The sequence below is a fragment of the Pseudarthrobacter sp. B907 genome (assembly GCF_040137805.1).
Taxonomy (GTDB): domain Bacteria; phylum Actinomycetota; class Actinomycetes; order Actinomycetales; family Micrococcaceae; genus Arthrobacter.
Map to the genome: position 1 here is coordinate 1 of NZ_JBEEQE010000022.1, position 12,109 is coordinate 12,109.

11 protein-coding genes and 2 riboswitches are annotated in these 12,109 nt (G+C 69.2%); of the genes, 2 read left to right on the forward strand and 9 right to left on the reverse strand.

Going from position 1 to position 12,109, the window contains the following annotated elements; all coding sequences use genetic code 11:
- The coding region (locus ABLI39_RS15940; RefSeq protein WP_502935241.1) for an aminomethyl-transferring glycine dehydrogenase at positions 1–1,839 on the reverse strand (1,839 nt) is incomplete at its 3' end.
- A gap of 39 nt (positions 1,840–1,878) precedes the next feature.
- A riboswitch (glycine riboswitch) is annotated at positions 1,879–1,993 on the reverse strand.
- Between the two features lies 1 nt (position 1,994).
- Positions 1,995–2,093: riboswitch (glycine riboswitch) on the reverse strand.
- A 187-nt stretch (positions 2,094–2,280) separates the two neighbouring features.
- Positions 2,281–2,820: a TetR family transcriptional regulator gene (locus tag ABLI39_RS15945; RefSeq protein WP_349414451.1), complete on the reverse strand. Its 540-nt coding sequence runs from the start codon at positions 2,818–2,820 to the stop codon at positions 2,281–2,283.
- A gap of 68 nt (positions 2,821–2,888) precedes the next feature.
- Here ABLI39_RS15945 and ABLI39_RS15950 point away from each other — a divergent pair, with 68 nt between their 5' ends.
- Positions 2,889–4,460 (forward strand): MFS transporter, encoded by a 1,572-nt coding sequence (locus tag ABLI39_RS15950; RefSeq protein ID WP_349414452.1) that lies wholly within the window; start codon positions 2,889–2,891, stop codon positions 4,458–4,460.
- A gap of 101 nt (positions 4,461–4,561) precedes the next feature.
- Here the strand turns inward: ABLI39_RS15950 and ABLI39_RS15955 are convergent, their stop codons facing one another.
- On the reverse strand, positions 4,562–5,044 hold the full coding sequence (locus ABLI39_RS15955; RefSeq protein WP_349414453.1) for a Dps family protein: 483 nt from the start codon (positions 5,042–5,044) through the stop codon (positions 4,562–4,564).
- Positions 5,045–5,180: 136 nt separating this feature from the next.
- Entirely contained in the window at positions 5,181–5,999 is an 819-nt protein-coding gene (locus tag ABLI39_RS15960) for a sigma-70 family RNA polymerase sigma factor (RefSeq protein WP_349414454.1), read from the reverse strand.
- A gap of 225 nt (positions 6,000–6,224) precedes the next feature.
- On the opposite strand from ABLI39_RS15960, the gene ABLI39_RS15965 reads away from it, so the two are divergent.
- Positions 6,225–6,740 carry a flagellar protein FlgN gene (locus tag ABLI39_RS15965; protein WP_349414455.1) on the forward strand — a complete coding sequence of 172 codons (516 nt, stop codon included), beginning with the start codon at positions 6,225–6,227 and terminating at the stop codon, positions 6,738–6,740.
- Between the two features lie 6 nt (positions 6,741–6,746).
- Here the strand turns inward: ABLI39_RS15965 and ABLI39_RS15970 are convergent, their stop codons facing one another.
- Genes ABLI39_RS15970 through ABLI39_RS15990 form a run of 5 tightly spaced genes read right to left on the reverse strand, consistent with a single transcriptional unit; the run spans position 6,747 to position 12,108 of the window.
- Positions 6,747–7,007 carry a carbon storage regulator gene (locus ABLI39_RS15970; protein ID WP_349414456.1) on the reverse strand — a complete coding sequence of 87 codons (261 nt, stop codon included), beginning with the start codon at positions 7,005–7,007 and terminating at the stop codon, positions 6,747–6,749.
- Between the two features lie 9 nt (positions 7,008–7,016).
- Positions 7,017–8,192 carry a hypothetical protein gene (locus ABLI39_RS15975; protein WP_349414457.1) on the reverse strand — a complete coding sequence of 392 codons (1,176 nt, stop codon included), beginning with the start codon at positions 8,190–8,192 and terminating at the stop codon, positions 7,017–7,019.
- The gene (locus ABLI39_RS15980) at positions 8,170–10,218 is read right to left on the reverse strand and encodes a flagellar biosynthesis protein FlhA (protein WP_349414458.1); all 2,049 of its coding nucleotides are present in this window, start codon (positions 10,216–10,218) and stop codon (positions 8,170–8,172) included. The genes ABLI39_RS15975 and ABLI39_RS15980 overlap by 23 nt, the downstream gene beginning before the upstream one ends.
- Positions 10,219–10,267: 49 nt before the next feature.
- A complete protein-coding gene (locus ABLI39_RS15985; RefSeq protein WP_349414459.1) occupies positions 10,268–11,350 on the reverse strand; it encodes an EscU/YscU/HrcU family type III secretion system export apparatus switch protein in 1,083 nt (360 codons plus the stop codon).
- The gene (locus tag ABLI39_RS15990; RefSeq protein ID WP_349414460.1) at positions 11,350–12,108 is read right to left on the reverse strand and encodes a flagellar biosynthetic protein FliR; all 759 of its coding nucleotides are present in this window, start codon (positions 12,106–12,108) and stop codon (positions 11,350–11,352) included. Before ABLI39_RS15990 ends, ABLI39_RS15985 begins: the two co-directional genes overlap by 1 nt.
- Position 12,109 lies beyond the last annotated feature (1 nt).

The window sequence follows — 12,109 nt, forward strand, 5'->3', positions numbered from 1 at the left end:
GACCTTCATGCCGGCCAGCACCGCGGAGGCGGCGTTGGTGCCGTGCGCGGAGGCCGGGATCAGGCAGACGTTGCGCTGAGCGTCGCCGCGGGAGTGGTGGTAGCCGCGGATCGCGAGCAGGCCGGCGAGCTCGCCCTGGGAGCCGGCGTTGGGCTGGATGGAGACCTGGTCGTAGCCGGTGATTTCGGTCAGCTGGGCTTCGAGGTCCTCGATCAGTTCGCGCCAGCCGGCGGTCTGGGAGTCGGGGGCGAAGGGGTGGATGGAGGCGAATTCCGGCCAGGAGATCGCTTCCATCTCGGCCGTGGCGTTCAGCTTCATGGTGCACGAACCCAACGGAATCATGGTCCGGTCCAGCGCGAGGTCCCGGTCCGAGAGACGGCGGATGTAGCGCAGCAGCTGGGTCTCGGAACGGTGCGTGTTGAAGACCGGGTGCTGCAGGTAGTCGGAGGTGCGCTCGACGGCGGCGTCCAGGGCGAAGCCTTCCACGGAATCAACCACCGTGGCGCCGAAGGCGGCGACGACGTCGGCAACGTTTGCCGCCGTCGTCGCCTCATCGGCGGAGATGCCGACCGTGTCGGCATCGATGGAACGCAGGTTGATGCCCTTGGCATCGGCGGCGGCGATGATCTCCGCGGCCTTGCCCGGAACCGAGACGGTGACAGTGTCGAAGAACGAGGTGTGCAGCACGTTAAGGCCGGCGCCCTTGAGCGAGGCGGCGATGGTGCGGGCGTTGTTGTGGACGGTCTCGGCGATCGCCTTCAGCCCGTCCGGGCCGTGGTAGACGGCGTAGAACGAGGCCACGATGGCCAGCAGCGCCTGGGCCGTGCAGATGTTGGAGGTGGCCTTCTCGCGGCGGATGTGCTGCTCGCGGGTCTGCAGCGCCAGGCGGTAGGCGGGCATGCCGGCGTTGTCCTTGGAGACACCGACGAGGCGGCCGGGCATGGAGCGCTCGAGGCCCTTGGCTACGGCCATGTAGGCGGCGTGCGGGCCGCCGAAGAACAGCGGGACGCCGAAGCGCTGGGCGGAGCCGACGGCGATGTCCGCACCCTGCTCGCCCGGGGAGGTGATGAGGGTCAGGGACAGCAGGTCCGCCGCCACCGTGACGAGCGCGCCGCGTTCCTTGGCCTCGGCGATCACGGCGGTGTGGTCGAACACGCGGCCGGAAGCGCCCGGCTGCTGCAGCACAACGCCGTTGATGACGCCCTCGGGCAGGCCTTTGGACAGGTCTGCGACCTCAACTTCGAAGCCGAGGGCCTCGGCGCGGCCCTGGACGATGGCGATGGTCTGCGGCAGGCAGTCGGCGTCGAGGACGGTTTTGCCGTCGTGGGCCGTCTTGTTCTTGTTGGCCCGGCGCATCATCAGCACGGCCTCGGCGACGGCGGTGGCTTCGTCCAGCAGCGAGGCGTTGGCGATCGGCAGGCCCACGAGGTCCTGGACCATGGTCTGGAAGTTCAGCAGCGCCTCGAGCCGGCCCTGCGAGATTTCGGGCTGGTACGGCGTGTACGCGGTGTACCAGGCCGGGGCTTCGAGGATATTGCGACGGATCACGGCCGGGGTGACGGTGTCGTAGGAGCCCTGGCCGATCATCTGCACGGCGGTCTTGTTCTTGGCGGCCAGCTTGCGCAGCTCGGCGAGGACTTCGACTTCGCTCAGTGCCGCGGCGAGCGCCAGGTCGGAGTCCTGGCGGATGTCCTTCGGAACGGCGGTGTCCACCAGCGCGTCGACGGTGTCGTGGCCGACAGCCTTCAGCATGGTGTCGACGTCGGCCTGGCGGCGGGCGCCGATGTGCCGGTCAACGAAGGACGTGGAGGCTGAGGTAACAGTCACAAGGAACTCCATAACTAAGGCGGCGCAGGGTACGCCACATTGATTCGGGTTCCTCCCCGCTCTGTATTGGACCTGAGAGTTTCCGCGCAACCGCTTTCGCGAGGCTCCGCTTGCACCGTCGGTGAGCACGGCGCGCCCGGGGCGTGCCTGCTGCTTTCCAGAGTTGCCTTGCCGCGGCGGTACATGGGCCTGAGAGATTCCTGGGGAGGGTTTGCTCCTACGGCGCCTGCTTGTACCTACTTGCAGAACTCTCCCGCCGCAGATCAAAGGCATATTCAATTGCTCGTGACCGCAGTCACAAGTCCCATTGTCCTATGCCGGAGGCACGTCCGCAAACTCCGGCGCACGGAGCGGTTCGGGTCACGCTTCGGGTGCCGCCGCAGGCCCCCTGATGGGACGCTCCCGCACCAACCCGCCACACCTGCGGGAGCCTCCCCGGGTTGGAGCGCCCACTCAGCCGCGCAGCCGTTCGACGGCGGCGAGCAGGCCGTCGACGTCGCCGGCCACCTCCGGCGGCGCCCCGCCGGGAGCCCGCGCGAGCATCGCGTTGAAGTACAGCCCATCCCCCATGTACAGCACAGCCTTGGCCATCGCAGGTCCGACGTCGGCAGCGAGCAGTGCCAGCCAGCTGGCCTGGACCCCGGCCATCCGCTGCAGGGTCTCAGCGTGCGCCACTTCGGCCAGCCGGGTAGCGGCCACAAACACCCGGTCCAGCGGGGTGTCGGCCCACACGGAGGATTTGATGAAGTACGCCGCCGCCCCCTCCGGCGCGGCGGCCATGGCATCCAGGTCTTCGGCGAGCAGCCGGTCCAGGCGCTCGAGCAACACCGCGATCATGGCTTCCTTGTTCGGGAAGTGGTACAGCAGGCCGCCCTTGGAGACACCTGCCAGCCTGGCCACCGCATCCAGCGTCGCGGCGCGTTCCCCTTCGGCGATGAGCAGCGATTCGAAGGCGTCGAGGACGGCTTCGCGGGCAACGGGTTTTCTGGCCATGGATTACATCATGCCTGCCGGGACGCGCATTTCTTAACTATACCGTCCAGACGGTACAGTTATCTCTCATGAGCACCGTATTCCAGCCGGCAACTGACCGCACGGCCGCAGCCCCGGAGCCGCGAGCGCCCTGGCGGGACTGGCTGGCGCTCACCCTGCTGATGTTCCCGGTGCTGCTGGTGGCCGTGGATAACACGGCCCTGACGTTCGCGCTGCCCGCGATTGCCCGAAGCCTGGATGCCACCGGGGTGGAACTGCTCTGGATTGTTGACTCTTACCCGCTGGTCCTGGCCGGCCTGCTCGTGGCGATGGGCAGCCTCGGTGACAGGATTGGCCGCCGGCGGCTGCTGCTGGTCGGCAGCACGGGCTTTGCGGCCGTCTCCGCGGTGACGGCCTTTGCACCCGGCGCGGAGTGGCTGATCGCCGGCCGGGCCGGGCTCGGTTTCTTCGGCGCCATGCTGATGCCATCCACGCTGTCGCTGATCCGGAACATCTTTCCGGAGCCCAACCGGCGGCGGCTCGCGGTGGCGATCTGGGCCGCCGGCTTCTCCGGCGGCGCGGCGCTGGGCCCGATCCTGGGCGGCTGGCTGGTGGAGCACCTCTGGTGGGGTGCGGTCCTCCTCGTCGCGGTGCCCATCATCCTGCCGCTGCTGGCCCTCGGTCCGGCGCTGATCCCGGAATCCTGCGACCCGAAGCCCGGCCCCGTGGACGTACCCAGCATCGTCCTGTCCCTGCTGGCCATGGTCCCGGCAGTGTACGGCATCAAGATCCTGGCGACCCACGGCCCGGAACCGGAGGCGCTGGCCGCCATCGGCGTCGGTCTCCTGATGGGGTACGCCTTCGTCCGCCGCCAGCGCCGGCTGGCAGCCTCGCCGGCGACGGCTCCCCTGCTGGACCTCAGCCTCTTTGGCAACCCGGTCTTCAGCACCGCCATCACGGCGAACGTGCTGGCGCTGTTTTCCTACAACGGCTTTATTCTCTTCCTCGCCCAGCACCTGCAGCTGCTCGAGGGCCAGTCGCCGTCGGAGTCCGGCCTGGCGATGGTTCCGGCCCTGGCCGCCACGGTTGTCGCGGGCCTGCTCGCGGTGCCGCTGGTGCGCAAGGTCCGCCCGGGCTTTGTGGTCGCCGGCGGGCTGCTGTTGAGCGCCACGGGCTATGCCCTGGTGGCCGGGGGCGACCACGGCGCCGGTCCCGGCATGTTGCTGGCGGCGCTGCTGGTGCTCTGCCTGGGCGTCGGCGCGGCCGAGACCATCTCCAACGACCTGATCTTGGGTGCCGTCCCGGCCGCGAAATCCGGCGCGGCGGCCGCCATTTCGGAAACCGGTTACGAGATCGGCTCCCTGCTCGGCACCGCCATCCTCGGCTCGATCCTTACCGCGTCCTACCAGCGGAACCTCAGGTTGCCCGCCGACGTCGCCGGCGCCGGCCCCGGGGCGGCCCACCAGGCCGGCGAGACCCTTGCCGGGGCAACCGAGCTGGCCCGGAGCCTCCCGGCCCCGCTGGCCGAGGCCGTGACGGCCGCCGCCAGGACCGCCTTCGACTCCGGCGTCCACATCACGGCCACGATTGCCCTGGTGCTGATGGCGGGCGCGGCCGTCCTCGCCGCCGTCGTACTGCGTAAAGTGCCGAGGGCCGCCTGAACAGGCTTACCCGGGGGGTAAACCGCGTTAAACGCCGGACGCCCGACGCCGGGAGGGAAACCCGGCGCCGGACGCTTGGAAAGGCGCGTGGAAGGTTGCGTCTATTTCTTGGCGTCAGGGGTGGTGACGCTGGCGGAGGCCCGCATGGTCTCAGCGTTCACCATCCAGGCGAACTGCTCGAACTTGGCAATGAATTCGTGCAGCAGGTCCGCGGTGGTGGGGTCTTCCTCGTCCACCTCGTCGTGCACCTTGCGCATGGTGCCGACGGCGGCCTCGAGCGCGGCGACGATCTTGTCGATCGCGTCCTTGGTGTTGATGAGCCCGGCAGGGAATTCCGCAAGGGCGGTGGACTTGGAGACGGTGGAACTGCGGCCGTCCGGCAGGGCGTGCAGGGCGCGCATCCGCTCGGCCAGGTCGTCGGCGAATCCGCGGGCGGCTTCGATGATCTCGTCGAGCTGGAGGTGGAGGTCGCGGAAGTTGGTTCCCACGATGTTCCAGTGCGCCTGTTTGCCCTGGACGTGGAGTTCAATCAGGTCCACGAGAACGGCCTGCAGGTTGCTTGTCAGGGTGGGTGTTGCTTTCATGCATCCTCCTTGATCGGAACGGCTGGTACGGCGTTATGCCTCAGACGGTACCCCAGGGAGGACGCGGCCCGCGATGGCCGCGGGTGAATTTCACGGTCAGCTTACTAAGTGAGCTTAGTAAGCGTTCCGAGCGGCTTTAGACGGCCTGGTTGAGCATCGGCCCCTGCGGGAAGATGGCCCGGGTGATCCCGCCGGCAGTCGCTTCGGAGAGCTGGGCCAGGTAATCGTTCCGGCGGCGCGGCGTGATCCGCGACTGCGGCTCGAAGCTCTGGTCCGGGTCGTCGGCGTAGTGGGCGGTGAGGCCGTCGCGCATCAGCCGGATCGCTTCGGCGCGCTGCTGCGACACCGCGGCGTGCGTGGAACCCAGCTCGGCGGCCAGGTCCTTGACGGTGCGGTCCCCGAAGTAGATCTCCTCGACCACATAGCGCATCCGCTCCGGGAGGGACTTCACGGCGGCCCGCAGGTACTGGAGCCGTTCGTCCGCGAGCACCGAGTGCTCCGGAGACAGGGTTTCCGCCGCCAGCGTGTCCACAACGGCGTCGTCGAGCGGCGTGAGGGTGCGGGACGCGTCTGCGAGCGCCGCCTCCACCACGCTTTGCTGGACACCGAGGGCGGAGGCAATCTCGTCCACCGAGGGCGTGCGGCCGAGGGCGGCGGCGAGGGTCTCCTGGACGGACATGGTCTCTTTGATCCGACGGCGCGCGGAGCGGGTGGCCCAGTCGCTGGCCCGCATTTCGTCCGCGAAGGCGCCCAGGATGCGGCGCCGGGCGAAGGCGCCGAAGGGCACGCCAAGGTCGGGGTCGAAGGAGTCTGCCGACGTAATCAAGGCAACGGCGCCAGCCGACGCCAGGTCATCGCGCGAGAGGTGGGACGCCTTCGAGCACAAATCTGAGACGAGATAACCCACCAGCGGAAGGTGCTGGGTGACCATCTCGTTGCGTTCCACGCGATTCAATAGTGTGTCCCCCCATGAGACCGGATCAGGAGCTTAAAAACCCTGAGAGCCGCACCCGCAAACGGTCCCGCGCTCCCCCCATGGGAGGCGGTGTTCGAAGCTCGGGCGCAGCACCCAGAACGAAACCTATCACCTGATCTGGAATCTGCGTGTAGCCTCAGGGAAAAGCTTGGCGGAAAATGCGGAATGCCGTAATTTGGCCGGGATGGCAAGGGAATGGGGCCCATGGGTGCAGGGGATCTTTCGGCGGCGCTGTGGCAGGAGCGGCGGCAGTTGGAACTGCTGTTGTTCAGGCTGGAAACCCAGCGCCTGCACGTGGCTGCCGGCAACACCCAATGGCTGATCTTTACCGCGTCCGAGGTGGAGTCGGTACTGGACCGGCTGCGGTTCGAGGCGCTGGCCCGGAACGTCGAATCGGCGGCCGTGGCGGCCGAATGGGGTCTTCCGGCGCAGGCGACGCTGGTTGAACTTATTGCCGCCGCCCCGCAGGGTTCGTGGCCGACGGTCCTGCGGGAGCATCTGGACGGCCTGCGGGAACTTCTGGGCCGCCTCGGCGACACGGCCCGCGCCAGCGAGGAGATGCTTGCGAGCCTGCAACTGCCCGCCGCTACCGGCGATCCGGCCGAGATGCTGGAGCAGCTGACGATGGCGGGAAACATTGACCGGGCCTTGGCCATTACGCGCCGCGCCGCCCAGCCGCTGATGGCCCAGTACCTCGGCGACGACGCGAATTCCCACTAACCGCCGTTAGTCGACGGGGCGGACGGCCGCCGGGGGCAGCAACCCGCGCAGGGCGTCCTCGGTTCGGGACCCCGCTTGCGCACCGGCTTCGGCCGCCGCCAGGTTCGCCGCGGCGATGGCCTCGATGACTTCCCGGCGCTGGATCGGGACCCCGCGGGGCGCCTCGATGCCGATCCGGACGCCGTCTCCGCGGCCTTCCAGAACAGTGATGACGATGCCGTCGCCGATCATGATCTGTTCGCCCGGCTTGCGTGTAAGTACCAGCATTCTCTCAATCTACCCTTCGTGGCCGGGCGCTGCGTCCCACGGCAGCGGCCGGGTCGCCGGCCGGCCGTCGATCCAACCCACGGGCAGGCCGAGGGCGTCAACGCTTTCGGGCGTGGCGGTGTCCGCAGCGCCCACGACAGCCACCGCGGCAACGTCGAGCCGCGCCCTCAGCAGGCCGACCCAGCGGGCGGTGTCCTCGTGTTTGCGTCCGGCGTCCACGACTACCCAGAGTTGGTCCGGCGAGAGCGCCGCGATCGCCTGGAGCCGGGCCAGGGTGTTGCGCGCCTTGCCCAGTCCGAAGGCCGCCAGCACGGTCTGCTCCGTCTCGACGGCGTGGGCGCGGGCCGCCGTCGCGCTCTGGCGCCCGTCCAAATGCAGGTGCCCGTAGGCGCTGAGCTCCCCCGCGGTGCGGACGTCCGCGCCGCCCGCGGCGCTGGACATGGCCAGGGCGGTGTCCATCGCGTCGTCGTCGAGACCCACCAGGACCACCAGGTCGCCGGTGCCGCTGAGCGGGAAGGGGACCGTCTCGCGTGCCGGCGCGGCGGCCCGCACCGCCGGCGACGGCGACGACGACGGCGACGGCGCAGACGGGACCGCGGACACTGGATGGCCGGGTGCCGGGGCGGGTGGTTCCCCTGTGCCGCTCCCCGGCTGCGCCGAAACCCTTGGGCCGGAGCGTGCCGGTTCGGGCGCCGGCGGGCGGAGGCCGGAACCGAGCTGGTCCAGCAGTTCGGCGAAGCCCGGCGATTCGGTGGAGACTCCCGGGCTGGCCGTGCGGTGCAGGGTCAGTTCGGCGGCGTCGGCTTCGGCCAGCAGGGCGGCGATCGCGTCGCCCTGCAGTTCGTGGCCGGGCGCGGCGGCGGCCCGCAGTCCGCCCGGCACCCCCGGCCGCGGCGTGTCGCGGGGGGTGTCCCGTTGCGTGTCGCGGACGGCGTCCCGCGGCGTGTCCACGATCTCGCCCTCGGCCAGGATGTCGGCGTCCGGGACCACCTCGCCGGTCACGACGTCGTGCTTGGGCTGGACCTCGATGATGGCTTCGTAGCGGTTGGCGGCGAAGAGTCCGGCAATGCCGGGGCTGATGACGCGCTCCGCGGAAATGATGCGGGCCGCGGGGCCGTACTGGGCTTCCGCTTTGCTGCGGATTTCCTCCAGCGAGGCTCCCTTAAGCCGATAGCGGTTCGGCATGGCGCACGACTCCTACGGTTTCGATCCGGACGTTGGCGGAGGTGACCTCGCGGTAGGACAGCACCGGCAGCGAACCCGGCTGCGCTCCGACGAGCCGGTGGATGGCCGGGCGCAGCGCAGGGGCGCAGACCAGGACTGCCTGCCGGTTGGCGGCGGCCGCGGAATCCACCGCGTTGCGCACCGAGCGGAGCACGGCGTCGAGCCGGTCCTGCCCCATCACAATCTGGCTGCCGCCCTCGGCCGGGCGCATGTCCTCGAGCATGGACTGCTCCAGCAGCGGATCGATCATGATCACGTTGAGCACGGGGCCTTCCATGAACTTGGCGGTCAGCGCCGGCCCCAGGGCCTGGCGGGCCGCCTCCACGAGGGACTCCGGGTCGGTGGAAATCTTGGCCCGGAGGGTCAGCGCCTCGTAGATCCGGGCGAGGTCGTTGATCGGGACCTGTTCGTCGAGCAGGCCCTGGAGCACCCGCTGCAGCTCCGCGAGCGAGAGCAGGGCCGGGGTGAGCTCGTCGACGGCGGAGGGGCTCTGTTTCCGGACTCCCTCGGTCAGCACCCGGACATCCTCGCGGGAGAGCAGCCGGGCGGCGTTGGCCGTGACGATCGAGGATAGGTGGGTGACGAGCACCGAGACCCGGTCGATCACGGTGGCCCCGGTCATTTCGGCGTTGTGCCGCATCTCGGCCGGAATCCACTTCCCAGCGAGGCCGAAGACCGGTTCGATCATCGCGGCGCCCGGCAGCGAGTCCAGCGAGTCGCCGAGGGCCAGCATCTGGCCGGCCGGGGCGGTGCCACGGCCGGCCTCCACGCCCGCGATCCGGATGGCGTAGGTGGCCGGCGGCAGGTCCACGCTGTCCCTGGTGCGGACCGGCGGGATGACCAGGCCCAGTTCCATGGCAATCTTGTGCCGGAGCGACCGGACCCGGGCCAGCAGGTCGTCCGAGGCGCCGGAGACCATGTCGACCAGGTCCGGGGCCAGCAGGATCTCCACAGGGTGGATGCGCATGTCCTCAAGCAGCTTCTCGTTCGGGTCCAGTTCCGGGGAGTTCAGCGCGGCGGCTTCGGCGTCGCGGGTCCGCTCGGCCTCCTGCTGGCTGGCGGCGGTTCGGCGCGAGGCCAGAATCAGCCCGGCCCCGACCAGGACGAATGGGATGGGCGGCATGCCCGGGATCAGGGCCATGGCGAGGGCGGCCACGCCGGCGATCAGGAGGGCGTTGGGCGATTGCAGCAGCTGGGTGGAGGCTGTCCGGCCCATGTCCGCTTCGGCGTTGGACCGGGTCACGATCATGCCGGTGGAGACCGCCATCAGCAGCGCCGGGATCTGCGTGACGAGCCCATCGCCCATGGTCAGCAGGCCGTAGGTGTTGAGGGCGTCGCCGATTTCCATGCCGCGCTGCAGCATGCCGATGGCGATGCCGCCGATGAAGTTGATGATGATGATGATGATGCCGGCGATGGCATCGCCCTTGACGAACTTGGACGCACCGTCCATGGCGCCGTAGAAGTCGGCCTCGGCCGAGACCTCCGCGCGCCGCTCCCGGGCCTGGGTGTCCGTGATCAGCCCGCCGTTGAGGTCGGCGTCGATCGCCATCTGCTTGCCCGGCATGGCGTCCAGGGTGAAGCGCGCGCCCACTTCGGCGACGCGCTCGGCGCCCTTGGTGACCACCACGAACTGGATGACCACCAGGATCAGGAAGACGACGGCGCCGATGATCATGGAGCCGCCCACGGTCACCTTGCCGAACGCCTCAATGACCTGCCCGGCATAGCCGTTGCCCAGCACCAGGCGGGTGGAGGCGACGTTCAGGCCCAGCCGGAACAGGGTGGCCACCAGCAGCAGCGAGGGGAACACGGAGAAGTCCAGCGGCTTCTTCACGAACATGCTGGTCAGCAGCACCAGCAGCGCGAGCAGGATGTTGCACACGATCAGGAAGTCCAGCAGCGGCGCGGGCACGGGAACCACCAGCAGCAGCACGATGCCGACGATGCCGATGGGCACCGCCAGCCGAGCGAGCCTGTTGTTCATGATGCGGTCCTTTCACAGACGCTGGTTCGGTGAGTGCGGCCAAAAGTGTTCACAGCGCGGCCCCGGCCATGCGGTGCAGCCCGGCGCCGGCGCCGCGGGCCTTGAGGGACATCACGAAGGCGAGGACCCCGGCCACGGCGTGGTAGAAATCCACCGGGATCTCCTGCCCCAGCTCGCAGGCGCCGTGCAGCGCCCGGGCGAGCGGGATGTCCTGGACCATCGGCACGTTTCGTTCCTCCGCTTCCTGCCGGATGCGTGCCGCGACGTGGCCGGCGCCCTTGGCCACTACCCGCGGGGCGGATTTTCCCGGTTCGTATTTCAGCGCGACGGCCACGTGCGTGGGGTTGACGAGGACGACGTCGGCGTCGCCGATCGCCGCGATCATGCGGTTCCGGCTCATGGCCAGCTGCCGGGCGCGGCGCTGGGAGCGGATCAGCGGGTCGCCTTCGCTGCTCTTGTTCTCGTCCTGGACTTCCTTTTTGGACATCCGGGTCTTCTTCCGGTTCCTGCGCATCACCACGAAGAAGTCCACGGCCGCCAGTGCGATTCCGGCGAAGACGGCGAACTGGACCAACTGCGAGATACCGCCGCCGGCCGCCGCGACGACGCCGGACACCGGGAGCCCGCCCGCCGTGAGCAGCACCGGGATCAGGCCCTGCACCACGGAGTAGAGCACCAGGCCCACGACGCTGGCTTTCAGCAGGGCCTTGACGCCGCCCCAGAGAGCCTGGGTCCCGAAAATGCGCTTCAGCCCGCTGAGGAGTTTGAAGTTCTCGAAGTCCAGCCGGAATTTTTTCAGGTGGATTCCGCCCTGCAGCGCGGAGCCGACCAGCACGACGACGAGGACCACGATCAGCATGGGGCCGAGGATTCCGGCCAGCGAGCCGAGGCCCGCTTCCAGGGCTTTGAGGGCCTTCGCCGGGTCCGGCTGCGCCATCACGCCTTTGACGCTGAAGACCTGGTCCGTGGCCGCGCTGGCCCCGCGTTCCACGGTGGCGGGAATCATGACCGCGGCGGCGCCGACCGCCAGCCACGCCGTGAGGTCCTGGGAGCGGGAGAGCTGGCCCTTGGAGCGGACCTCCCGCATGCGTTTGTCGGTGGCTTGTTCGGTCTTTTCCTGTGAATCCGACATCAGCCCACCCCCAGCACTGTCTTGGCGGCCTGCCCGGCGAGGGTGGAGACGATCCTGGGCAGCGCAAGGAAGAGGAATCCGGCCAGCGCGAGGGTCAGCATGATCTTGAGCGGGAAGCCGAGCGAGAAGGCGTTCAGCGCGGGGGCCACGCGGGTCAGCAGGCCGAGGCCGACGTCGGCGAGGAAGAGCACCACCAGCAGCGGGCCGGCGATCTGGACGGCGGCGAGGAACATGCCGGTCACCGCGGACGTCATGGCCTGGACCGGCTGGGCGAGGTCAAGGCCGCCGGCCAGGGGCAGCGCGGTGAAGCTTCCGGTCAGGCCCCCGATCACGAGCTGGTAGCCGTCCGAGGAGAACAACAGGGCCAGCGCGGCCATCTGCAGCAGCCGGGTGAACTGGGCGCCGTTGACCATCATTTGTGGATCGAACGCCTGGGCCATCTGGAAGCCGCTGAAGAGGTCCACCAGGGAGCCTGCGGACTGGACCGCGGCGAAGACCAGCATGATCAGGAAGCCCAGGACCAGCCCGGTGACGAGTTCCAGGACCACCCCGGTGAGGAATCCCGCCGTGTCACGGGCAACGTAGCCGGCGGAAAGGCGCTGCGAGACGGCCAGGCCCAGGCCGACGCCCAGCATGGCTTTGATCCGCCCGGGAAACGCCTGGTGCGCGAAGGGCGGCGCCACGATCAGGAATGCCGTCATCCGGACGGTGGCCAGGAGGAGGACTTCCAGCCACGTCTGGTCGATGGGGATGCCCACC